The sequence below is a fragment of the Lewinellaceae bacterium genome, assembly GCA_020636105.1.
GTDB lineage: Bacteria > Bacteroidota > Bacteroidia > Chitinophagales > Saprospiraceae > BCD1.
Genome location: JACJYL010000001.1, coordinates 1,848,899 through 1,873,561, shown reverse-complemented (window position 1 = coordinate 1,873,561; position 24,663 = coordinate 1,848,899). Strand labels below are relative to the sequence as shown.

At 42.1% G+C, this 24,663-nt stretch carries 20 protein-coding genes; 11 read left to right on the top strand and 9 right to left on the bottom strand.

Features of this window, described 5'->3' with window-relative positions; translation table 11 throughout:
* Positions 1-171 precede the first annotated feature (171 nt).
* Genes H6571_06890 through H6571_06880 form a run of 3 tightly spaced genes read right to left on the bottom strand, consistent with a single transcriptional unit; the run spans position 172 to position 2,677 of the window.
* On the bottom strand, positions 172-624 hold the full coding sequence (locus H6571_06890; GenBank protein ID MCB9323452.1) for a hypothetical protein: 453 nt from the start codon (positions 622-624) through the stop codon (positions 172-174).
* Positions 625-679: 55 nt separating this feature from the next.
* Positions 680-1,732: a dTDP-glucose 4,6-dehydratase gene (rfbB, locus tag H6571_06885; GenBank protein ID MCB9323451.1), complete on the bottom strand. Its 1,053-nt coding sequence runs from the start codon at positions 1,730-1,732 to the stop codon at positions 680-682.
* Between the two features lie 6 nt (positions 1,733-1,738).
* On the bottom strand, positions 1,739-2,677 hold the full coding sequence (locus H6571_06880) for an SDR family oxidoreductase (protein ID MCB9323450.1): 939 nt from the start codon (positions 2,675-2,677) through the stop codon (positions 1,739-1,741).
* A gap of 197 nt (positions 2,678-2,874) precedes the next feature.
* Here H6571_06880 and H6571_06875 point away from each other — a divergent pair, with 197 nt between their 5' ends.
* The 7 genes from H6571_06875 (at position 2,875) to typA (ending at position 11,014) form a co-directional block, all read left to right on the top strand.
* Complete coding sequence (locus tag H6571_06875; protein MCB9323449.1) at positions 2,875-3,633, top strand: hypothetical protein; 759 nt, start codon at positions 2,875-2,877, stop codon at positions 3,631-3,633.
* Positions 3,634-3,687: 54 nt separating this feature from the next.
* Positions 3,688-4,956, top strand: coding sequence for a 3-deoxy-D-manno-octulosonic acid transferase (locus H6571_06870; protein MCB9323448.1), 1,269 nt, complete (start codon positions 3,688-3,690; stop codon positions 4,954-4,956).
* A gap of 9 nt (positions 4,957-4,965) precedes the next feature.
* Positions 4,966-5,955: a carbohydrate kinase gene (locus H6571_06865; protein MCB9323447.1), complete on the top strand. Its 990-nt coding sequence runs from the start codon at positions 4,966-4,968 to the stop codon at positions 5,953-5,955.
* An 854-nt stretch (positions 5,956-6,809) separates the two neighbouring features.
* Positions 6,810-7,391: an outer membrane beta-barrel protein gene (locus H6571_06860; GenBank protein MCB9323446.1), complete on the top strand. Its 582-nt coding sequence runs from the start codon at positions 6,810-6,812 to the stop codon at positions 7,389-7,391.
* A gap of 102 nt (positions 7,392-7,493) precedes the next feature.
* Positions 7,494-8,312 (top strand): 3-deoxy-8-phosphooctulonate synthase, encoded by an 819-nt coding sequence (kdsA, locus tag H6571_06855; GenBank protein ID MCB9323445.1) that lies wholly within the window; start codon positions 7,494-7,496, stop codon positions 8,310-8,312.
* Between the two features lie 124 nt (positions 8,313-8,436).
* A complete protein-coding gene (locus tag H6571_06850; protein ID MCB9323444.1) occupies positions 8,437-8,889 on the top strand; it encodes a hypothetical protein in 453 nt (150 codons plus the stop codon).
* Positions 8,890-9,199: 310 nt separating this feature from the next.
* Positions 9,200-11,014 carry a translational GTPase TypA gene (typA, locus tag H6571_06845; protein ID MCB9323443.1) on the top strand — a complete coding sequence of 605 codons (1,815 nt, stop codon included), beginning with the start codon at positions 9,200-9,202 and terminating at the stop codon, positions 11,012-11,014.
* A gap of 403 nt (positions 11,015-11,417) precedes the next feature.
* Here the strand turns inward: typA and H6571_06840 are convergent, their stop codons facing one another.
* From H6571_06840 to H6571_06825, 4 genes are all read right to left on the bottom strand, one after another.
* Positions 11,418-12,407 (bottom strand): IS110 family transposase, encoded by a 990-nt coding sequence (locus H6571_06840; GenBank protein ID MCB9323442.1) that lies wholly within the window; start codon positions 12,405-12,407, stop codon positions 11,418-11,420.
* A 265-nt stretch (positions 12,408-12,672) separates the two neighbouring features.
* The gene (locus H6571_06835; GenBank protein MCB9323441.1) at positions 12,673-13,407 is read right to left on the bottom strand and encodes a 1-acyl-sn-glycerol-3-phosphate acyltransferase; all 735 of its coding nucleotides are present in this window, start codon (positions 13,405-13,407) and stop codon (positions 12,673-12,675) included.
* An 86-nt stretch (positions 13,408-13,493) separates the two neighbouring features.
* Positions 13,494-14,327, bottom strand: a complete 834-nt coding sequence (locus H6571_06830) for a rhomboid family intramembrane serine protease (GenBank protein MCB9323440.1) — start codon at positions 14,325-14,327, stop codon at positions 13,494-13,496.
* A gap of 76 nt (positions 14,328-14,403) precedes the next feature.
* Entirely contained in the window at positions 14,404-16,833 is a 2,430-nt protein-coding gene (locus H6571_06825) for a TonB-dependent receptor (GenBank protein MCB9323439.1), read from the bottom strand.
* A gap of 531 nt (positions 16,834-17,364) precedes the next feature.
* Here H6571_06825 and H6571_06820 point away from each other — a divergent pair.
* Positions 17,365-19,473 carry an HDIG domain-containing protein gene (locus H6571_06820; protein MCB9323438.1) on the top strand — a complete coding sequence of 703 codons (2,109 nt, stop codon included), beginning with the start codon at positions 17,365-17,367 and terminating at the stop codon, positions 19,471-19,473.
* Between the two features lie 47 nt (positions 19,474-19,520).
* Here the strand turns inward: H6571_06820 and H6571_06815 are convergent, their stop codons facing one another.
* A complete protein-coding gene (locus H6571_06815) occupies positions 19,521-20,150 on the bottom strand; it encodes a hypothetical protein (protein ID MCB9323437.1) in 630 nt (209 codons plus the stop codon).
* Between the two features lie 58 nt (positions 20,151-20,208).
* On the opposite strand from H6571_06815, the gene H6571_06810 reads away from it, so the two are divergent.
* On the top strand, positions 20,209-20,685 hold the full coding sequence (locus H6571_06810) for a hypothetical protein (protein MCB9323436.1): 477 nt from the start codon (positions 20,209-20,211) through the stop codon (positions 20,683-20,685).
* A 93-nt stretch (positions 20,686-20,778) separates the two neighbouring features.
* Here the strand turns inward: H6571_06810 and H6571_06805 are convergent, their stop codons facing one another.
* Positions 20,779-21,342 (bottom strand): hypothetical protein, encoded by a 564-nt coding sequence (locus H6571_06805; GenBank protein MCB9323435.1) that lies wholly within the window; start codon positions 21,340-21,342, stop codon positions 20,779-20,781.
* A 219-nt stretch (positions 21,343-21,561) separates the two neighbouring features.
* Here H6571_06805 and H6571_06800 point away from each other — a divergent pair, with 219 nt between their 5' ends.
* Both H6571_06800 and H6571_06795 read left to right on the top strand, forming a co-directional pair.
* A complete protein-coding gene (locus tag H6571_06800; protein ID MCB9323434.1) occupies positions 21,562-22,668 on the top strand; it encodes an extracellular solute-binding protein in 1,107 nt (368 codons plus the stop codon).
* A 98-nt stretch (positions 22,669-22,766) separates the two neighbouring features.
* Complete coding sequence (locus tag H6571_06795) at positions 22,767-24,620, top strand: M1 family metallopeptidase (GenBank protein ID MCB9323433.1); 1,854 nt, start codon at positions 22,767-22,769, stop codon at positions 24,618-24,620.
* The last annotated feature ends 43 nt before the right edge of the window (positions 24,621-24,663 follow it).

Here is a 24,663-nt window from a genome sequence, read left to right as displayed (position 1 = left end):
ACCTCACCTGCAGCAGGCAGGTACGAAATATAATGATCAATTTGAGGGCTGATTTCCTTTAAACAATTGACATGCTAAAAGTAACAAAGTAGTATTCAGTAAGAGGACAAATTAAATAACTTATCCCCCAATTTTGTCCTCTTACTTACCAAGCATGGTAATATAGATGGGTTAAAGCCTATAAAGCAATCCGCCAAATACTCCAAAAATGAGAATGAGTGCATAAATCCCAATGAAAATAGCCGTCAAAATGCCAATGAATTTATAGTAGGATTTCAGATTTCGGAAAGCCAGGGTTAAATCTGTTTCATTTCCTGACCGAAGGGAAGTAATGGCTTTGGACGCAAAATTCAGGAGGAAAACATTGGGAATGATGATCATTGCTGCCGAACCCAGATAAATGATAACAATGAACCCCATGCCAAAAGGAATGCCTGATTGTTGTGCCAGGGCGCCAAAGACAGAGCCGGAAAAAATAGCCGCCAAAGTCATCAAACCTCCGAAAACAAGACTGACGATGGCAATGAATTTCGCCCATTTGGCCGTTTCCATCATATAGGTTTTGATCTCTGCATTAAATCCTCCTTCCATGGAGGTGTCATCTATTAAATTTAATTCTTCCATTGTGATGTTTTTAAGCTGGTTAACTTTAGAAGTTGAAAATCGATTTTCTGAAAACTTACCCGTATTGTTCCTTATAATAATCCTGGTAAGCGCCAGAGGTTACCCGGTTCATCCATATTTCATTTTCGAGGTACCACTGGGCCGTGCGCAGGAGTCCCTCTTCAGCCTGTACCGTTGGGGTCCATCCCAGTTCTTTTTGCAGTTTTGAGGAATCTATAGCGTAACGGAGATCATGCCCTGGTCTGTCTTTGACAAAAGTGATCAGTTGCCGGGACGTTCCTTCAGGCCGCTGGAGCAGGCGGTCCATAATTTCACAAAGGTTTTCTACCAGGCTTAAATTTTGCCATTCATTGTTGCCGCCAATATTATAGGTTTCCCCCCTTTTACCTTCGTGAAAAATCAGCTCGATCGCCGATGCATGATCTTCTACCCACAACCAGTCACGAGTGTACTTGCCATCTCCATAAATCGGCAAGGGTTTGTTTTGTTTGATGTTATTGATCATCAGGGGCAGCAGTTTTTCAGGAAACTGGTAGGGCCCGTAATTGTTGGAACAGTTGGAAATAACCACCGGCAATCCATAAGTATGGTGATAAGCCCTGACCAGGTGGTCGGAGCTCGCTTTTGAGGCCGAGTAAGGAGAACGGGGATCATAGGGCGTTTCTTCTGTAAAAAAGCCGGTTGCCCCCAGACTGCCGTAAACCTCATCGGTGGAAACATGGAAAAACAATTTGCCGGAAAGATCCTTCCACGTATCCCTGGCTGCATTGAGTAAATTAACCGTCCCCACAATATTGGTCAGGATAAAATCCATGGGGTTTGTGATGGAGCGATCGACATGGGATTCGGCGGCCAGGTGGATTACTCCATCGAATTGCTCTTTGTCAAAAAGTTTATCCATGGCTTCCTTGTCCGTGATATCCGCTTTTACGAACCGGTAATTTGGGGCACTTTCTATATCTTTCAGGTTTTCCAGATTCCCGGCATAGGTAAGGTTATCCAGGTTGACGATTTGGTAATCTGGATGTTTTTGGACAAACAGGCGAACCAGGTGAGAACCGATAAATCCTGCGCCTCCGGTGATGAGTAATTTTTTTCTAAAATTCATCTAAGGTTATTTGACAACGGTTTTGAAATATTCATAAGTTTTTTTCAATCCTTCGGTACGCGTCACCGTGGGGGCCCAATCCAAAATTTCTTTAGCGCGCCTGATATCCGGCTGACGTACCTTGGGATCATCCACAGGAAGGTCTTTGTAAATGATCTTTGCTTTCGGATTACCCACGAGTTCAAGGATCTCTTCCGCCAGTTGATGGACCGTTATTTCTACCGGGTTGCCAATATTTACCGGCAGATGGTAGTCACTCAGGAGCAACCTGTAGATGCCTTCTACCAGATCGTCCACATAACAGAAGGAACGGGTTTGGTTGCCATCCCCAAAAACAGTAAGGCCCTCGCCGCGGATGGCTTGTGCAAAAAAGGCTGGCAAGGCTCTTCCGTCATTGACCCGCATGCGTGGTCCATAGGTGTTGAAAATCCTGACGATACGCGTCTCAAGGCCGTGGTAATTATGGTAAGCCATGGTAATAGCTTCCTGGAAGCGCTTCGCTTCATCGTAAACTCCCCTGGGCCCAATGGGATTGACGTTGCCCCAATAATCCTCATGTTGGGGGTGAATGAGCGGATCTCCATAAACTTCCGAAGTAGAGGCAATCAGCATGCGTGCACTTTTCGCTTTGGCAAGGCCAAGCAAATTATGAGTCCCCAGCGAACCAACCTTTAAGGTTTGAATGGGCATCTTTAGATAGTCGATCGGGCTGGCAGGCGAAGCGAAATGAAGGATGTAATCCAGCTTTCCGGGAACATGAACAAATTTACTGACATCGTTATGATAAAATTCGAAATGTTCCAACGGAAATAAATGATCGATATTATCGAGACTGCCCGTGAGCAAATTATCCATACCAATTACGTGATACCCTTCCTTTATGAACCGATCGCACAGGTGGGAACCTAAAAAACCGGCTGCCCCGGTGATGAGCACTTTTTTCATCTTGTGGTGTTGTTGTGTTAAGCTGCAAATATACCATTTGGAAACGAATCGACTGATTTTTGAGCAACTCCTTAATTTTAAATTGTTATTTGTTTTTCGCAATAAGCTCAAATTAAGAGAGGTGTACCGGGTATGGCTTGAAAATGGCTATGCTAAAAAGTAACAATTATTTTACCTTTGTCACAAAATTCATTCTGATGTATAAAATCTTCGCCTTCTTTTTATTGACCCTGACCTTTTTTCGCGGAAATGCCCAGTATGATGCCTATGCCGAAAATAAAGGCAATGTTTTATTGGCCAAAGTATCAATGGGGTTTCAGACGCCCGGGGGGTATTTGCAGGACCGGTTTGGAAATAGTCTCTCCGTTGGGTTGGGAGCAGATGTGATTACCCATGAAAAAAACTGGATCGTAGGGATAGAAGGCAATTATTTTTTCGGCACCCTGGTCAAACAGGATGTTCTGGCCAGCTTGAGGACACCGCAGGGAGCCATTATTGGCAACGACAGGAATTATGCTGATATCCAATTGCGTGAAAGAGGTTTTTATATCGGGTTGCTTGCCGGGAAACTCTTTTTGATTCCTGCAAAAGAAAATCGTTCCGGCATAAGATTCACGGCCGGTGCGGGATTATTGCAACACAAAATTAGGATACAGGATGATCCGGTCAGACAGGTTCCTCAATTGTTGGGGGAGTACCGTAAAGGTTATGACCGGCTAACGAACGGGCTGGCATTTAATGAATATATTGGCTACCAGATTTTGAGCAATGACGGCAGGATCAATTTTACGGCGGGATTTGAATTTACCCAGGGATTAACCCAAAACCGCAGAAGTATTAATTTTGATACCATGTCGGCGGATACTACGCAACGCCTTGATCTCCTTTACACTTTCAGGCTGACCTGGGTTATTCCTTTTTATTTCGGAAAGGGAACGGAGGAGATTTTTTATTGACAAAACAAAAAATTATTACACGGGTATCCTATTTTAAATCAGAAATACGATTAGGTGAGTTTAATCTACAATACAGGTATTTACGTTTTTGCCCTGATCCTTCGGGTAGCTTCGATTTTTAATACTAAAGCAAAAGACTTTATCCAGGGCAGGAAGGATACCTTTTTAAACCTAAAGTCATTTCGTGAAAGGATTGGAACGGCGAAACTCATCTGGGTACATTGCGCATCCCTTGGAGAGTTCGAACAGGGAAGGCCTGTCATTGAAGCCATGAAAAAGCGCTGGCCCGACAAAAAGATCCTTTTAACTTTTTTTTCTCCCTCAGGTTACAACATCCGTAAAAATTACGAGCATGCTGACCACGTTTGTTTTTTACCTTTGGATACTCCTTTTAATGCCCGAAAATTCTACCGCATTGCCCAACCGGACCTGGCCATTTTTGTAAAATATGAATTTTGGTACAATCACCTTGCTGTTTTACAACACCATAAAGTACCCCATCTCCTGATCTCTGCCATTTTCAGACCTGGCCAGGTTTTCTTTAAAGCATACGGGAAACTTTTCAGGAAACTCCTGTACGGATTCGCCCATGTTTTTGTGCAGGACAGCAGGTCGGTGGAGTTATTGGCAAAAATTGGTTATCACCATTCCAGCAGGGCAGGGGATACAAGAGTGGACAGGGTACTGGATATCGCCAGGAATGCGAGGGTTTTTCCTGAGATTGAAAAATTTGTTGCCGGGTCAAAAGTTTTCATAGCAGGAAGCACCTGGCCGAAAGGGGAAGAAATTTTATGTCCCTTGTTCAATAATGATCTGCCGGTGGGATGGAAAGTAATCATCGCCCCCCACGAAATAACAGATGCCCATCTGAACAACCTGGAGAAAAAACTCTCCCTCCCATTGATCAGATACTCACAGTTGGAGCAAATGCCTGACACGGATGCTACGGTGTTGATCCTTGATAATATAGGTATGTTGGCCTCTGTATATAAATATGGTGTCATCGCTTATATTGGAGGAGGATTTGGCGTCGGTATTCATAATATCCTGGAGCCGGCAACGTTTGCATTGCCTGTTCTTTTTGGACCCAATCATTCAAAGTTCAGAGAGGCTGTTGAATTGAAGGAAAGGGGAGGGGCATTTTCAGTGGCGGATTATGGGGAATTAAAAAAAGGGTTTGAACAATTACAGCACCCTGAGCAATACGCCTCCGCCGCTAAAGCCGCCAGAACATTCATTGAGGAAAACAGGGGCGCGACTGAAAAAATTTTGGAATTCCTTGAGACCGGGTTATATGTTGGGGATCAGAAAAAAAGAAAATAGAAGATGGCAATGTACGAAAAGCAGCTCTTTGAGCGATTCAATGACCTTAATGTATTAATTGTAGGGGACGTAATGATTGATCGATACCTTATAGGGCAGGTAGACCGCATCTCTCCTGAGGCACCCGTACCTATAGTGCTCCAGCAGAGCATGGATAATCGTCTGGGTGGGGCGGCCAATGTGGCGTTAAACGTTAGTGCATTGGGAGCCAAACCCTTTTTATGCAGTATTGTGGGAACCGATGACAATGCCGATGTTTTTCTGGGACTATTTCCTGAAAACAGGTTGCCCATTCGGGGAATCATAAAAAGCGACTCACGAAAGACTACTGTTAAGACGCGCGTTATGGCGGGTAGTCAACAATTATTGCGGGTGGATCAGGAAGATAATTTTGATCTGACACCTTTTGAAGAAGAGCAATTGACTGGGTCAATAGAGCAGATTCTGGAGGAAGAGCAAATTCACGTGATTATATTCCAGGATTATAACAAAGGAGTATTGACCCCTGGAGTAATCGAAAAGGTCATTGCTTTAGCCGGGAAACATTCCATTCCAACGGCTGTAGATCCTAAGTTCAGGAATTTCTGGGCCTATCGGGGGGTTACCCTGTTTAAACCCAATTTACGGGAAATAAGGAACCAATGTTCCTTTGAAGTTAAAACAACGTTGGATTCACTTATCCATACAGCCGAATATATTAAGCAACAACTGGAGAACAGCATTAGCCTTATTACCCTTTCTGAACAAGGACTTTTCATTGCTGACGAAAAAAGCGGGCTGATCGTTCCGACCTACGTGCGAGACATTGCCGACGTGTGCGGAGCGGGTGACAGTGTCATCAGCATAGCCGCATTAGGCCTGGCACTCGATCTGGACATTGCGGTCATCGCAAACCTTTCCAATCTTGCAGGTGGACAAGTCTGTGAACGAAACGGAGTCGTTCCCATAGACAAGCAACAATTATTTGATGAACTCATTCAGACGCATAACAATTCATAATGACAGTCTGCATCCATCAAACAATGATAATCTTTCAAGTCAATTATGGTCAGAACAAAATCCTGCCATAAATTCGGTACGTAGATGTATAAGTGATAGCCTTGTTGTAATGTTCAGGGAAGTTTTCAGAGAGTGGATTTGCAGGGGTGGTTTAGAAACTGGGACGGGATAAACTTTTTAAATTTTTAGAAGAACTAATATATTCTCCTTCTGCTGGTTTGCTGAACTAAACTAGAGCTTAGTAAAACTCCCCCTCCAAACAGGAATGCACCTGTTGCAATGTAAAGAATTAACATAATTAAACAATTTTAATGATTAAGAAAAATACATTTTCTTATTATTAATGAGGGCAAGGGCTAATTTGAGAAACTTTTTAGAATTCTCATAAGTTTTTGAACAAAAATTAAAAATTAGTCAATTTTTACTCGGTTATTTTCGAATTCAAGGAAAGGATTTAGCTGGATTTATTCAGTTTGATTAATGATTCACTAAAAAAATATCGAAATTTTCAATAATTATATGTTACTTTTAAAAAAAGAAACGTTTTATATAAAAAAGCAAAAAAAAATTCTGTTTTGACTTAGATGTGGGGGAGATATTAAAGTTTTTACTCTTTAATAAAAACAGAACATGGGGTAAAAATAAATCAATTTTAAAGATTTAAATTTTGTTAAAAACCTTTTAAATACTTAAATATAAAATAAAATTCTGCCTATAAGTTTGACTGGTACACTTTTTTAATCTAAATTTGCGGTATAATTCAAAACGTTGTCGTTGGTAAAACGAGAAATTAACACCTTTTGAGAAAAAATATTGCAAATCCCATTGCTAATTCAAAATTAAAAAACGAAACCATGTCAAGAATTTTTGTTTTATTCGGCCTTTTACTTATCTCTTTTGCTACGGTCAATGCCCAAAGCACTTCCAAATTACAATTGAGCGCCGGCGTTGGAGTCGTGCCTACTTTTTTTAAAGACGGTGGATCGATCAACGTACCGCCTGTTAGCCTGACCCTTGGATATAAATTAGCGGAAAAATTCAGCCTTAGTGCTTTCGCTTCTTATTCTTCCACCACAAGTTCCCTGATCAAATACAATGACGGATCTTCCAATACATTCCACAATCAGATGTTGGTGGTTGGTGTCCGTCCTGCTGTACATTTTGTAAATCTCGACAAATGGGATGTTTACGGTGGTTTTAGCCTTGCTTACAATGTGCCAATTGTAGCTGTAGACAATACGCCTTCTGATGAGCCATTGTATGGTGACAACAAACCCGATACACCGGTTCCTTCTTTCTACCGCGAGGCTCAGAACAATTTTACTTACAGCGGGTTTGTCGGAGCTACTTACTTTGTGAAAAGCAACCTGGGTATCTTCGGAGAAGTAGGGTATGGCATTTCGTTACTCAATTTAGGAGTAACCTACAAACTTTAATTTTTTCATACTAAATCATATATCAATCGCGGAATCTGATCTTCAGGTTTCGCGTTTTTTTTTGTTTGGAACTTTTCACCAGGAAAAGACATTAATCATAGTATGAGTATAAACTTAAACAAACTTAAACATCAGGACAGTGGCAATTTCTTTCTCATTGCCGGCCCATGTGCCATTGAGGGAGAAGCCATGGCTTTCGAAATCGCCGAAGCGGTGGTGAAGATTACCAATCGCCTGGAAATTCCCTATATTTTCAAGGGGTCTTATCGGAAAGCAAATCGTTCCCGTCTGGATTCTTTTACTGGAATTGGAGATATTAAAGCACTGGAAATACTGAAGAAAATCGGAATGCATTTCGATATTCCGGTGACGACGGATATTCACTCTGTAGAGGAAGCGGCCATCGCCGCCGAATACGTTGATGTTTTACAGATTCCCGCCTTTCTCTGTCGGCAGACAGATCTTTTGGTGGCTGCCGCCAAGACGGGAAAGGTCGTTAATATCAAAAAAGGTCAGTTTTTGAGCCCTGCTGCCATGAAATTTGCCAAAGATAAAGTGGTGCAGTCAGGAAATGACCGGGTATGGCTGACCGAAAGAGGGAACAATTTTGGATACCAGGATATGATCGTCGATTACCGTGGCATCCCCCAAATGCAGGAATTGGGGGCAGAAGTGATTTTGGATTGTACTCATTCCTTGCAACAACCCAATCAATCAACAGGAATTACTGGCGGGCAACCTGCCATGATAGAAATAATTGCCAGGGCAGGCATCGTTTCAGGGGTTGACGGCATCTTTATAGAAACACATCCCCGACCCGATGAAGCTAAATCCGACGGGGCAAATATGTTGCCTCTTGACCGCTTAGACCAATTACTGGAGAGGTTAGTTAAGATACGCAAGACTATAAATAGTTTTTGAGAAGAACACACATTGACGATTTTTTTTGTTTTAACCATTTAAACCTGATGGATAATTTGGGTCAGCATATTGACTTTACGCCAAAAAATGCGTATTTTATCCATTAAATAAAAGGAGGCTGCTTATGAATACATCTACACTTTTTAACAATTTTGCCCTTACTTTCCTCCTTCTGCCCCTAGCTATAATGAGTTTTGGCCAGCAAGGTTTCCAGAAAGAAACGGCAGAAAAAGTACTTATTAAATCTTTCAATCTTCAGGGTAATGAAATCGTTTCGCTAAACCTTGGAGAGCCGATTGAGGTAAAGACCTGGGACAAAAGTACAGTGCGCATTCAAATGAGTGTTTCACTCGAAAACGGAACCGAGTCTATTCTTAAATCTCTCGTTCAGGCCGGGAAATACAATTTGAAATACTCGGTTGAAGACGAGATTTACACCATTTATGGTACCGATCTCAGGAAACAAATCGAGGTTGGAGGCACTCCGTTATTGGAAAATGTTTCCATCCTTGTTTATGCGCCTGAAAACGTTTTGGTTTTGTTGCCGGAAGGCACTGAACAAAAAGATTCGTTATAATCTTAAGAAATTGCTAATCATATTTCAAAACTCTCCCGACGGTAATGTGGGGAGAGTTTTTTTTTGCCTTCCTGTCATAAAGATTTCATTTTCACGTTACAAAAATTAAATACTGAAAAAGATCCAAAAACACCCAATTATTGGTTGAAAGATTCCAGATTACCTTTATTATCTTTCATCATTTATTTTATAATGGGCCAATGTTTTGGTAAAAAAGGTAAGTGATTGATTTTCAACGGTTTTTAATTTTTAATTTTTAATTTTTAATTTATAATTTTTCCTACCTTTGCGGCTCGAAAAAAAATATTGCATGACAAAACTTAGAAATATCGCAATCATTGCCCACGTAGATCATGGTAAGACTACCTTAGTGGACAAAATGCTGGTGGCAGGACATCTGTTCAAGGACCACGAAAATCCAGGAGAACTCATCATGGATAGTAATGATCTGGAAAGAGAAAGGGGAATAACCATCCTTGCCAAAAATGTTTCCATCGTTTATAAGGATGTAAAGATCAACATCATTGACACGCCTGGTCACAGTGATTTCGGTGGAGAGGTGGAAAGGGTACTCAATATGGCCGACGGTGTACTGCTGCTCGTCGATGCTTTTGAGGGACCTATGCCCCAGACCCGATTCGTTTTGCAAAAAGCATTGGAATTAGGGCTCAAGCCCATCGTTGTGGTCAATAAAGTAGATAAACTGAATTGTACCCCGGATGAGGTGCAGGATTCCGTTTTTGACCTTATGGCCAACTTGGATGCAACAGAAGACCAGTTGGATTTTCCAACTATTTTCGGCTCCGCCAAAAATGGCTGGATGAGTGTTGACTGGAAAGAGCCGACTGATAATATTATACCTTTGCTCGATGCCATTATTGAGCATATTCCACCGCCAAAAGTAGAGGAAGGTGCTGCCCAAATGTTGGTCACCAGCCTTGATTACTCGGCTTATATCGGAAGGATTGCAGTGGGGCGTTTGCACAGAGGAACCTTGAGGCAGGGACAACAAATTGCCCTGGTTAAAAAAGATGGCAAGATCAGTAAAGGCAAGATCAGGGGATTATTTGTATTCGAAGGATTCCAGCGTGCTGAGGTTGATGAGGTTCAGGCAGGAGATATTTGTGGTATTTTCGGGATTGACGAATTTGAGATAGGGGATACTTTTGCCGATGCAGAAAATCCGGAAGCATTACCTTCTATTGCTATCGATGAACCGACGATGAGTATGATTTTTACCATCAATGACTCACCGTTTTTTGGCCAGGAGGGAAAATACGTTACCTCCCGTCACGTTAGAGAAAGACTAAAAAAGGAATTAGAGAAAAACCTTGCCTTGCGGGTGGAAACCACTACCTCAGCTGATGCCTTCAGGGTTTTCGGACGAGGCGTATTACACCTGGCTATTTTGGTGGAAACCATGCGCCGGGAAGGATATGAACTTCAGATCGGTCAGCCGCAGGTTATCATTAAAGAAATCGACGGAAAAAAACACGAACCTGTGGAAGAACTCACGATTGATCTTCCTGATGAGGTGTCTGGAAAAGCCATTGAGATGATTACCCGCCGTAAAGGGGTAATGCTTTCTATGGAACCTAAAGCGGATCGCGTGGTTTTAAAATTTGAAATTCCTTCCCGTGGTATCATAGGCATCCGTAGCCAGATGTTAACAGCCACAGCGGGTGAGGCTATCATGACCCACCGGTTTAAGGATTTTGAACCCCATAAAGGGGATATTCCGGGCCGCATCAATGGCTCATTGATCAGTATGGAATTAGGAAAATCTATTCCCTATTCCATCAACAATCTTCAGGATAGAGGGAAATTTTTTGTCGGCTCCAACGAAGAGATTTATGAAGGCCAGGTGATCGGAGAACACAGCCGTCCGGGCGATTTGGTGATCAATGTGACCAAAACGAAAAAGCTTTCCAATATGCGTTCTTCCGGGGCAGATGAAAAAATGAAACTCATTCCGCCAAAGAGATTTACACTCGAAGAGGCCCTCGAATACATTCAGGGCGACGAATACGTGGAAGTGACTCCGGAATCAATCAGGCTCCGTAAGATCTTTTTAAAAGAACATGATAGAAAACGTTCGAGAAATGCCGCTGTGACCGTGGAATAAATGGTTTCCGGCTTTTGAAAAAATAACATGAGTCATCCCGAATTTCATCTAATCAGATTAAATTCGGGATGACTCATTTACAAAAGAAATAAACCGCAAAACCTGCCTTCCGTCGCGGCAGCAGGCAAGGTTTAAAACAAGTAACCGCAAAATTTAGAAGTGTTTGGGTCGTGGGTTAGGTGTTTTGCGACAAAAAATGACTTTTTTCCAAAACCCAAACCTTTTGCCCACTCACTTTTACACCTGCCTTCCTGCGTCAGCAGGCAGGTTTTAAATTCCTTGTTTTACATTTTACATTTAAAAAATACTTCAAATAATCAAAAAACTTCTATTTCAGACAGTTTTTGATTATTCGGGATGAACTGTGTTCATCTCCAAATTTTTTTCGGAAAATCAGAAAATTTTATTTGGCAAAATAATGTTTTAGTCTGTATTCCGGATCAAATTTTTGTCCAGTTATAGCTATAGTGAAAGCGATTTTCAGCAACTTATTGGCCACCGCAATCATGGCTACTTTAAATGGTTTTTTCTTTGCAATATAGAGTCTTTCAAATAGTTCCTTACATACAGGGTTAAACCTTTTGGCACTTAAAGCACATTCATAAAGTAACTTTCGAAGATAGGATGACCCTAACTTGCAGATGTGTGAAGCTCCCTTAACACTTACTCCTGACTCGTATGTCCGAGGAGCTAACCCCACATAGGCTATCAAAGCTTTATATGATCCAAACTTGGTAAAGCCTCCAGTTATTAGGATTAAGGTGGCTACCGTTTTGGGACCTAAACCGGGAATTGATCGTAAAGAAGCCTCTAATTCTTTGTAATGTTCTTTAATGCTATTATTGATAAGGCATTGTATTTCTTGTAAATGTTTCTCTAATTTTACTATTTGGCACTTTATTATTTCAAGGGCTTCTTTACTGGGGTCTGGTACAAGTTCAAAGTTTTTTTGTTGATTGATTAATGCCGTCTTTTGTTTTGTTAATTGTGCAGAAACTGTCATTAACTGTTGAAGTTGTCTTAAATGTGTCGGTGGAGCTGTCCAACTTTCAGGCTTAAATACTTGGCCATACTGGGCAATAACATAAGCATCTACCCTATCTGTTTTTGCCCTCTTGAGATTCAATCGAGAAAAATACTTTACACGCAAAGGGTTGACTACACTAACACGTTTATCATGCTCAACTAAATATAATGCCAACCCTACATGATAAGATCCCGTTGCTTCTATTATGCATAAGTCCTGATCACTAAGGTTTTTAGCAAACTTTTGCCAACCTTGAGCATCATTATTAAAACGGCTTTCTTCTAATAGAGCCCCTTGTGATAAAACGCAGACATCAAAACTATCTTTTGATATGTCAATTCCTACAAAACGATCAGATTGTTTCATACTAAATCGGTAAATTTGTGTTGATAAAATAACTTCTGTTATGCCTCATCTATCTTACTCAGGCTTATTGCCTAACAAACTGTCCGAGGTGAAACAGAGAAAAGGAAGCGGGACTGGCTATCCCGAACTGTCTTAATGACAAATGACTCATTATAGTCTTATGCCGCTTCCTTATTTTTTCATTTCAAATTTACCAAATTTAATTTCCTGCCCCTAAGGTAAGATGACTCATGTTTGGCCCCGGGATTGCCTTTAAAAATACGATTTAGTTGATAATGGCTCCTTTGATCGTATCTTCTACTTCTTTGAGCAGTTCATCAAAATCCCTGCCTGCCACTTCAATGGGTTTATGGGTCTGCCAGGTTGCCCTGATCCCGATATTCATAGGGCGGTAGCCGTTTTCGATGATCTTCCACGAATTGTTGATGGTCACCGGCACGATATAAGCCGAAGGCATGTATTTGATCAGGGTCTTCAGCCCATTAGGAGAAAAGGATTTTGGGATTCCGTTTTTGCTTCGCGTTCCTTCCGGAAAGATCACCCCGGCATATTTATTGGCTTCCAGGTATTCTGCAAACTGTTTCATGGCAGGCAGGGCCTGCCTGGGGTTTTTGCGGTCGATCAGCACAGAACCTCCGTGCCGCAGGTTGAAAGAAACACTTGGGATGCCTTTGGCGAGTTCCACCTTGGAAACGAATTTCACATGATGGTCATCCAGGTAATACTGGATAGGGGAGATGTCGTAGGTGCTTTGATGATTGGAAACGATAATGAGAGGCTTATCTTTCGGGATTTCATAACCAATGGTAAAGGTGCAGGTATTTCCCAATATTTTAAGACTCTGTATCAGGCAATAGTTCATCCGTTTTACCATGCGTTTGTGACCGGTATATCCACCAATTTTCAAGGCTATCCATTGCATCGGATGGAAAAGTACCAAGATCAAACCGAACACTAATAAGTGAATGGCTGTGAGTAAGTATGCCAGAATTTTTTTCAAAAGTTTCTATTTAGAAGTGATAATTTTCATGGGTAAAGGTAGCGAATTTTTGCTTTTCTGAGTGAAAACTCCCCGTACCTTTATGCTCAATCCTTCGACAATTCTTCCAATCGATTCCGTTCCTTTTGGGTCAGACCGCTCATGCCTTTTTTCTTAATTTTGCCCAGGAGCAGATCCAGTTCTTCCTCTTTGCTTATATTTTTCTTTTTGTGGCTGATTTTTAAGGGCGACCTGGGGTTTTTAGAAAATATACCCCGGAGATTACCTGTCAGGAAAAAGGCAGGATGAGAAAGGTTCAACCACAGGAAAACAATGGTCGGAACCAAAATAGCTGCGATGAGCCACCATCTGTCCATAAAAAGGGATGGATGGAAGGTCAAAGCGAGTAATACGCCCATAATGGCTCCTCCGAGGTGGGCTTCATGACCGATGTTATCGTTACTGCGTTTGATGGCGATAATGGTCACCAAAACATAGGCAATTCCAAAAATCCAGCTTTTAATCCCGATCGGAAGCAGGATAAAGGAAATGGAACTGTTGGGCGAAGCAATGACAAACGCCATCACCAGGCCTGAAACACCTCCCGAGGCACCCACCGCCCGGTATTCATGGTTGCGATGAAAGTACAAGGCCAGCAAATCTCCAAAAAGGACTGAGCCAAAAAACAAAACCAGGTATTGCCACCAGCCGAAATAGAACTCCACCTCGCCGCTAAACGACAACAGGGCGATAAGGTTGAACCCCAGGTGAAACCAGGAGCCGTGCAAAAAAGCCGAACTGAAAAGCCGGTAGTATTCTTTGCCTGCCAATATCTTGTACACATCGAACAGGTATTGGTCATAAAAGGCCCTGTCCCGAAATCCTTTGTAGGAAAACAGGACAATGAAAAAGGCAAGAATTCCACCGAGAATACTTTCCATGCTTGTTACTTGTTGCTTGTTGCTTGTTACTGGTTACTCGTTGCTGGTTACTAGTTAATAACGAGTAACCAGCCATCTAAAAGTCAAGTTTGTAATAAAAAAGAGGCAAAAAGCCCAACTGGTATTCCTCACGGATTGGATTTCCACTGGGGTGATCCGGAGCATAAGATAGGGTCAGAATATTTTTAATGTTGAAAATATTGACAAAATCTATCGCAAATTCGTGGGTTACTTTTTGCCTGTTCCAAAGATAATTAATTTTGGCATCAACTCTGAAGTAGGGGTCGAATTGAATGGTGTTCATGCCTTCGCTTTGGTAAACAACGTCCAATTGCTGTGCAGAAGCTGCTTCATCTACCGGGCCATACCAACGGCCACCGGCATAAGTAACCTTACCGCCTATATTCAAGGTACTTTGTTTATTAAACGAAAATTCTTTAGCGACCAGCGCATTCAATCCATAGTGCCCATTGAAAGAAGTATTTCTCAAAACACCGTCACTTCCTTTGTATTTTGAATCAAAAAGAGAACCGGTGATGAGGAAGTAATAACTGCCGCTGAAAAATCTTTCCAGCGTAAGTTCAATGCCAAAATTCCTGCCTGTACCACCATTTTCAAGCGGGTTGGGAAAAAAACGACTGAACCCGGATCCTGAATTAACCAGGGAGAAGGAGCTTTTTTGTATTTCCACAGGAATATCATAAAGGTACTGGTAATAAGTTTCCGCTTTCAAACGGGTATTTTCAGCCAGGGGCAGATTATAGGACAGCACCAGGTGATGGCTCTTGGTAAGTCCAAGATCAAGGTTGTACTCCTGGGGGTCATTTCCGATAGCCTGGCTGGAGTAATGATAAATATAGCCCGATTGGGTTTGTGAGTGAAAACCATAACCAAAACTCAGTCGTTGTCCTCGTGGCAGGTCATAAGACAATCCAAGCCTCGGTTCGATAGGGGAGATGCTGTTTTTATTGAAGGTGTAAATCAAACTGGTCAGCCCGGCCGTTAGGGTTAGATTTTCACTGAGGCTGTGTTTCCAGTGTAAGAAAGGCTGAAGCAGGAGAGCCGTCCCTCTCGCGTTCCACCTGTAAGTCCAGTTGGGGTCGAGGTCTTTGCTGCCGTCAGGAAGAAAGATGACATTCCGGATACTGTCGATATACAAGTATTTGTTCATATCTGCATTAATGCCGAATTTCAGGGTGCTTCTTTGGCCGATTTTTCTGTTTACGAAGGCATTGAAGGAAAATTTGGATTCCGTGAAGTCATAACTCATGTGATGAGGAATGGAATCATAAACGAATGCATTGGCTTCCACTCTTCTGAAGATAAAATTATGATCAGCGAGTACCTGTTGGCCAGAGGCGGAAACCGTCGCTTTGACGAAAGTGTTTTTATCCACCGGGCGGGTGTAGGTAATTCCCATTACGCCTATTTTTGATCCGAAATACTGATCCCGGTCGTTATCACTAAACAGGTCGGTTTCGGTATCAGGGACCTTTTGGTCACTAATGAGAATATCCACATTACTTAAGCCGCCAATTCCCCAAAAGGCAAGATTGCTCGAGTTTTTTCCCGGGAAGTTGATCCGGAAAGCGGCATCCTGGTATTGAGGCACCGCATCTGTTCCGATTTTTATACCGAGAAAACTAAAGAGCTTTAGGGTTGAATAGCGATACATCGCCAGGTAGGAAGATTTTTTTTCTTTGGAGATCGGTCCTTCAGCCATGAGTTCAGTCCCCAAAAAGCCCAATTGGGCACTCATTTCGCGGGTTTGATTGTTCCCGTTACGCATTTTTAGGTCAAAAGCTCCGGCGATGCTGTTCCCGAATTCGGCCGGGAATGCCCCGGTGAAAAAGTCTGAATTGGCCAGGAATTTATTGTTGAGCACGGTTACCGGGCCTCCTCCTGTACCGGGGATGGCAAAGTGATTGGGGTTGGGGATATTTACCCCTTCCAGTCGCCACAGGACGCCAAGTGGGGAGTTACCCCGAATGATGATGTCATTCCGGGAATCATCGGCTCCCTGGACGCCGGCGAAGTTGGAAGCCATGCGGCCCGGATCCCCTCGGCTGCCGGCGTAGCGGTCGGTTTCGGAAACGCTGAATTGCCGGGCGCTAACCGTCGCCATTTCATTGCGAACCTCTCCGTTGCGCTGGGCATAAACGATCACTTCTTCAAGTACCGTTGAGGACTCTTCCATTTCAATATTGAGGACCACTTCCTTCCCGGAGCTGATGATCACATTATCCATAACGATGTCCTTGTAGCCGATGAAGGACAGGGAAAGGGATCGACGTCCAACGGGTACATTTTCCAGGCGGAAATTGCCGTCCATATCGGTTACCGCTCCAAAAAATTGTCCGTCATCCAATTTGATGATGGCATTGGCCCCGAAAATAGGAAATTTGGATTCTTTGTCGACAATCGAACCTCTAACAGTTTGTGTAAATTGGGCATGGAGATTTGTAAAAAGGATAAGGCTAATTAAGAGGAGCATTAATTTTTTCATGTTTCTAGTTTTTTCGTTTTTGAAGCGGAAAGTTTTAATGAAACCTGGATGTTCATTGATTGGGGAATGATCTTTGCAACATTTTTTTAGAAGGCAGGAACCGAAAACGAGGATAGCCTGAAACGCCTGCTGTTTTCGAAATTAGTTTTTCGTTTTGTTATCCCTGTTTTCTATTAAAAAGGGCCATTATTTGTCATGGACGAAATGAGTGAAACTATTTGGTAAAAATAAAAAAATATTCCAAAGCGATATCGATACTGATTATTAATTTCGAAACAAAGGAGGAGAATTTTTTATCGACAAATATGGGATCACCCTAAAATCATTGCCTGCAATCTGTTTGATTGTATTGTTAAGAGGGGTTAATTTACTGGGAACTGCAAAAATTATTGAAATAGTCCTCTATTAGCCCGAAAATAAAACCTGGGTTTTATCAAAAATTAGTAAAATCAACCACAAAGGGGTAAATTAATCTTAAATTCCTTCCATGCGTATGCGAAGATTTTCTTTTGGGGTGTATATCTTTGGGATATGGAAAAAAATCTTGCCACGATATTATCGAAACTACCCGGATTTTTCCGGTATGTGATGCTCTTAGGTATAGTAGCTGCGATAAGTTTTTTGTTTCCCAACAATCTTAAATTTAAGTACAAGTTCCAGGAAGGTGAAGCCTGGCGTTACGAGGACCTGATTGCACCTTTTGATTTTGCCATTCGAAAAACGGAAGCAGAGATCACCAGTGAGCGAAAGGAATTGGAAAAAGATTTTTCTCCTTATTACGAAATGCAGCTCAACCTGGTTAAAAATCAGAAACGATCCTTCGCGGAAAATTTCGATAAACAGCTTGCCCTGGTCAAGGAATCGGGGCAATTTGAGGATGTGATCAAACAACCGGATCGCTACCGGGATTATGCCGAGGGTTTACTGGATCGGTTGTTTAAGCGGGGCATTATTCTACTGGAAACCCAACACCAGGAAAAGGGCGAGGATTATGTCATCAATATCATCAAAGGCAATACGAGTTACCAGCAAACCATTGAAAATATTTATACGGTACAGACGGCCACCAATATGTTGAGTGATTCTCTTCCGTACAGCCCTCTGAAGGAACCTGATTTTCTTTTTCCCCTGCTTGAAACAGCCATCGTTCCGAATCTTTTTTATAATGATACACTTACCCAAAAATTCAAACAGGAGCTGTTGTCTTCTATTTCCACTTCCCGCGGGTTAGTGCGCAAAGGTGAATTGATCATCCCCAAAGGCGGTTATGTTGCCAAGGATGTGTACCCGAAATTATTGTCTTTTAAATATGAATTTGAAAAGGAAGTCAGCAGTAAGAAAAAATATATATGGGTACTGGCGGGGTACTTTCTGCTCACCACATTGATCGTTTTGGTCTTTTTCCTTTACCTGAAAAATTACGCCACAAACATTTACGGCCAGTTTCATCATTTGTTTTTTGTGTTCATGTGGCTGGTGCTTTTTAGTTACCTGGTTTATGTGGTGGAGCAGACAGATGTGTTGAGTTCCTATTTAATTCCCTTCTGTATTGTTCCAATTATCATAAAGAATTTTTTTAATGCCCGGCTGGCTCTGATCACCCATATTGTGGTAGTGCTTATTGCGAGTTTCCTGTCTTCCCTGGGGTACGAATTTACCTTGATGCAAGTGCTGGCGGGCATTGTCGTTATCGTCAGCAATGTGGATACCCGCGACTGGACGCGGTTCTTTTATTCCATGATTTACCTGTTTGCGAGTTATGCCATTGCTTACCTGGGATTGGCCCTGATTGAAGAGGGAGAGTTCAGTAAGATCGATTGGTCGGTTTATACCTGGTTGTTCCTAAATGTCTTCCTTACTTTATTGGCTTATCCATTAGTGCCCTTGTTGGAAAGGCTGTTTGGCTTTACGTCTTCCATTACGCTGATGGAGCTTTCGGACATGAACAAGCCATTGTTGAAGGAACTGTCACTGAAAGCTCCGGGAACCATGCAACATTCCCTCCAGGTAAGCAACCTTTCGGAAGCGGCAGCCATTAAAATCGGAGCCAATGAACTCCTGGTAAAAGTGGCGGCCTTGTACCATGATATAGGGAAAATTCTCCAACCCGGATTTTTCATTGAGAACAACCAGGGGAAGAGCCCGCACGATGCTATTTCAGACGTTGAAAGCGCCCGGATCATCATCGAACACGTTACCGAAGGGATCAAAATGGCGAAAAAAGCCAAATTGCCACAGGTGATCATAGATTTTATAGCCACCCATCATGGAACCACCAGGGTTGAATATTTTTACCGCAATTACCTCAAAGACTATCCTGATGAGGAGGTGGATGAATCTATGTTCCGCTATCCTGGCCCTAAGCCCACCACCAAGGAGCATACGATCATGATGATTGCCGACTCTATTGAAGCCGCCTGCAAAAGCCTGAAAAATCCCACAGAACAGGAGCTTTTTGACTTCATCGATAAAATTGTCGATGGTAAGATCAGCAACGGCCAGCTGGAAGATTCCGAGATCAGTTTCCGCGAATTGGAAGAGATCATCAAGGTGTTCAAAAACATCATGAAATCGGTGTATCATGTGCGGATTGAGTACCCGGAGGAGCAGCAGAAGAAAGATGAAAAGACTAAAGGTTAAAGTGAAAAGGTTATAATGTGAGGTAAACGGCTAACGGTGGACGGTGATCAATAGAGGAAGCGGTTTATGGTTTTTTTTACATCGAATTTTATTCCTATGCCGAGATGTGCTCCGATTAGCGTAGCATTGCTCACGTCTGATTTGAGGACAGGTAGTTCTGCCTGGAGCAGGATTCTCAAGTAAGCATTTTTATAAAAATAATAGTTGCCACCTGCCCTGATCAAAATATGGTGATTCAAATCGCCTAAATGGTCATCTATAATATGACCAGACGGGTCGTAAATGATATGTTCCAGCCTTTTCTTTCTTAATTGAAAACCACTACCTGTGAAAAACCGTATCTGTTTGTCCTTTAAAAAGGTGTAATCCAGTGAACCGGCAAAAATATGGTGATCACTTTCTATTATAAAAGGATATTGCCCCCTTTGCAAGGTATTTTCCTGTAATGCATATCCATATCCAATAGTAAGTTTGACGGCTTGGCAAAAGAATACCCCTAATTCTGATCCGATAAAAAGTCCGGGGCAAAAGGAGTTTGGCAGAACTTCCCCTTGAGTGATATGATCAAATTTACTGTATTGCGGGCTGACTTGAATGGTGAAATCGGCATAGGCCTGAGACAGTCCTTTTGAAATGAAGCACAATAAGATAAAAATGAATAAGGTAAAGCTTTTCATATAAACGTTAAATACAAAAAGCAAAAAAATATTGCATCAGGTATAAAGTTTAAACCTTATGAAAAAGAACATTTTCGCCATTATCATAATTTTATTCCCGGTTCTTTTTTGCTGTTGCCATAAGGATTGTTACGGGGTACCGGGAGACAATGAATTGAAGATATTCGTCTTGGATTCCATTTCACTGGAAGATATTTCGTTGGCACAAAGTGCAGACAATTTTTATTTAATAAAAAAAGAGATTACGCCCAGCCAACAATCTAGTTTGTCAATTGAATATGGAGAGAGTCCATTAATTGCGAAAATAATCAATTCAATTAATTGTAATGGAAATACATCTGAATACTATACTGTAATATACGGGATCTATCGAGCAGGAAATCAATTTGCAGGAGGGGTGGAAATTGAATTGAAAATCGATAATCAAGGAAGCTGTAACTGTACTTATTCGATTGCTAATATTGAACTGATGGAGGTTACTGGAAGTGTCGAGTTAGAACCGTTTAATAATAAAATTACATTATTGCTGGATTGATGTGGGTGGAATAATATGCTTTTCCGAGATCAAATCAAAAAAGGCACCTCCGATGATCGAAGGTGCCTTTTTTGTTAATAGACGAAGGTTTTTTTATTGCTGTAAAGCAGGCACTTTCCGTCCCGCCCATTCAAAAGCACCAAAGAGTACGGCGCTGTATAAGAGGTTGCCTAATAAAGTATAACCGAAAAAAGGAATCCCCGCGGCATAACAAGCCAATAGGCCGGCACCCGTTTTAGGATAGGTAAGCCCGGTGGCCCACACCCCAAAATTGGTGATCAGGTAGAAAGCAACAGCACCAATCAGGGCCGCTACAGCCACATTGGTGACTTTTACATCCTTCAGGAGTTTGAACCCGATAAAAACGGTCAGGGCTATGGCCCCATAAACCCACAAACTGCCCACCAGCTGAAAGCCACTGTAATATTCAGGAAACTGATTGGGCAGGATCAGGTTGTTGTAAAAGAGGTCACTCAGCCACATGGCAGCCAACGGAACGATAAAACTGAGGTATTTTTTCGAAAAATAAGCAGCGCCAAAAAGAGCCATCCCGCCGATGGGTGTAAAGTTTGGCGGGTGAGGAATCAGACGACTGAATGCCGCAATAAAAACCATCAGAATGAGTACTCCGGAACGAAAATTAATTTTATTTGACATATATCTTTTCTTTTTTGTAGGAACAAAAATATAAAACCTTCCATGAAATTACGATTCAGACGGCAAATAATTGCAATGAGTTAGTTAATGAGGCCGGATTAGACTTATTTAGCCGGAAAAATTTTACATTTGCAGAGCATACTTAAGTTTAAGGATGAGTTCATTTTAAAGGACATATTGTCCGGAACCCATACTTTGCTCTAATCAGAATAGACTAAAATGGTTAAAATAGTATTGAAATCGATTCCAAATTTGTGGAAATCAGCTAAATATTTTTTGCTCCTTTTTGGGGTACTTGCTTTGGTGTCTTCTTGTACCGGGGATAACACCGGGGGGGCTGACAAGAACTCTGGCGGTATAACCACCAAGAAGGGGCAGCTTACCTTGTATACCGTCCGATACGGAACGATGGAAAAGCAATTGATCAGCACCTTTGAGGAGCGTAAAGGGATTAAAGTCAAAGTAGTGATGGATTCCCCGGATGCTATGGTTAAGCGACTTAAAAAGGAGGGACAGAAAACAGCAGCCGATGTCGTTTTACTTGATAATCTCGTGGATATGTATGCGGTTAAGGCTGCCGGAGTTTTGCAACCATTTTCAACAGACTCAGTGGCTCATGCGATGCCTTCCAGGAATACGGATAATGAAGGGTATTGGGCTGGTTTTACCAAATATGCCATGGGTTATGGTTGCAATAAAGTGGCCGTACCTAAACCCAGTGTGGTCAATGTTTATAAAGATATAACAGGTCCCTATTGGAACGGCAGGGTTATCCTGTCAAAAGCATCCAATAAAGATAATCAGTTTTTGGTGGCTACGATGATCGCCGAACAAGGAGAAGCCACCACCCGGTTATGGTTGCGAGGCCTGGTCAATAACCTGGCCATTGACCCTGTTGAAAATACTCAAGCAGTAATCAGAGCCGTTGCTGAAGGTCAAGGAGAAATTTCGTTATTAAATGCTTCTCAATATGTTCGCTGGACTAATTCAGGAAGCACTGAAAATTTTGAGACGGGAAACAAAGTGGGCGTAAAAATTCCTTATGACAGCAATATGAAAAGTTATTACAACCTCGTTTCACTGGGGTTGACGAGCAATACCAAGCACAGGGGGGATGCTTTAATGTTCATTGACTACCTGATTTCCAAAAAAAACCAAGAATACTATTGCGATCTCACTTTTGAATACCCGGTAAATGTATTCACTTTACCCAGTGGTTTTATTCTTGATATAGGAGGTTTTTCTGAAATTGAATTGGACTTTTCCGGCGCTGCAGAAAATTTGGAACGGGCCAAAACAATGATGAAGGAAGCCGGTTGGAAATAAGCCTTCCATTATAATTGACGCATGACGAATTTTACTTTGATTACCAATTCGCAATTTAATATACCCCGTCTAGTGATCACTAAAAAAAGCAACTTTCTATGATGAGGAAATTTTTAATTCCAATATTTTTATTCACTGTTATTAATGTTTTCGGACAACGCGTTTATTGGCAACAGGCGGTGGATTATTCCATGGACATTGATTTTGACGTACGGAAACATCAATTTGAAGGGGAGCAAACCCTCGTATACACCAACCATTCTCCCGATGTATTGAACCGGGTTTTTTATCATTTGTATTTTAATGCTTTTCAACCGAACAGTATGATGGATATCCGTTCCCAAAATATCAAGGATCCGGATAGAAGAATGAGTTCCGAAATTCATAAACTGACCGATGAAGAGATCGGTTTTTGCCAGATAAAAACACTGACTCAGGATGGCGTCCCCTTAAAATACCATGTAGAAGGCACCATTCTCGAAGTTGACCTGGCCAGGCCCATACAGCCCGGAGAAAAGACAACCTTTAAGATGGAATTTCATTCCCAGGTTCCCGTGCAGATTCGACGTTCAGGAAGGGATAATGCAGAGGGCATTGATTATTCCATGTCGCAATGGTATCCCAAATTGTGTGAATACGATGAACAGGGGTGGCACGCCAACCCATATATAGCCAGGGAATTTTACGGGGTTTGGGGTGATTTTGATGTGAAAATTTCCATGGACAGCGATTACATCATCGGAGGAACAGGTTACCTGGTAAACGGTAAGACAGAAATTGGTTATGGTTATGAAGGCACCCCCATGAAGCCTTTGACCAAAAGCAAAAAACTGACCTGGCATTTCGTGGCCAAGAATGTTCCCGATTTCGTATGGGCCGCCGACCGTGATTATAAACACACCGAATTTAAGGTTCCCGGGCAGGATCTCACGCTTCATTTTTTTTATCAGAATGATGAAAAGATCCAGGATGCATGGGAAAAGCTTCCGGCTATAATGGCTGAAGTATTTGCCTTTGCTCAACCGAAATACGGAAAATATGGTTATGCTCACTATTCCTTCATCCAGGGAGGCGACGGAGGTATGGAATACCCAATGGCTACCCTGATTACCGGCAACAGGGGCCTTGGAAGCCTCGTGGGCGTCTCTGTTCATGAATTGATGCACAGCTGGTACCAGATGATGCTGGGAACCAACGAAAGTCTGTACGCATGGATGGATGAAGGGTTTACGAGTTATGCCTCTGCCGTCATTATGAATTACCTGAAAGAAAAAGGCCTGATTGGTGGCGAGGCAGTGGATGATCCACATCGTGGAACTTACACGGCTTATGTCGGATTTGCCCAAAGCGGGTATGAAGAGCCCCTGATCACTCATGCCGATCATTTTCAAACCAATTCGGCCTATAGTGTGGGGGCTTATGTTAAAGGCGCTATATTTTTACACCAACTCGAGTATATTATTGGGCAATCAGCTTTTGATAAGGGAATGCTGGCCTACCATGCCCAATGGGCCTATAAACATCCCAATGCCAACGATTTTATCCGGGTGATGGAAACCATTTCCGGACTAGAACTGGACTGGTATCGGGAGTACTGGATCAACACCACTTATACCATCGATTATTCGATCAATAAAGTGGAAGAAGTAAAAAATGGCACCAGGGTGACTTTGGAAAGAAAAGGGTTAATGCCTATGCCGGTCGATGTTATGGTTACTTATAAAGATGGAAAAAAGGAAGTTTATAACGCCGCATTAAGGATTATGAGGGGTAACAAACCCCAGGAGTCTGTTGATATTAAACAAATCGATCTGCCCGACTGGCCCTGGACGAACCCTCAATATGAGTTCATCATCCCGGCCCGGATGCAAGATATAAATTCCATTGAGATTGATCCGTCGGGCCGTATGGCTGATGTCGATGCCGCGAATAACCTTTTTGTGGTCGAATAAATAGGTGGTCATTTGAGCGTATCTTTTATCTTATTGTCGATTA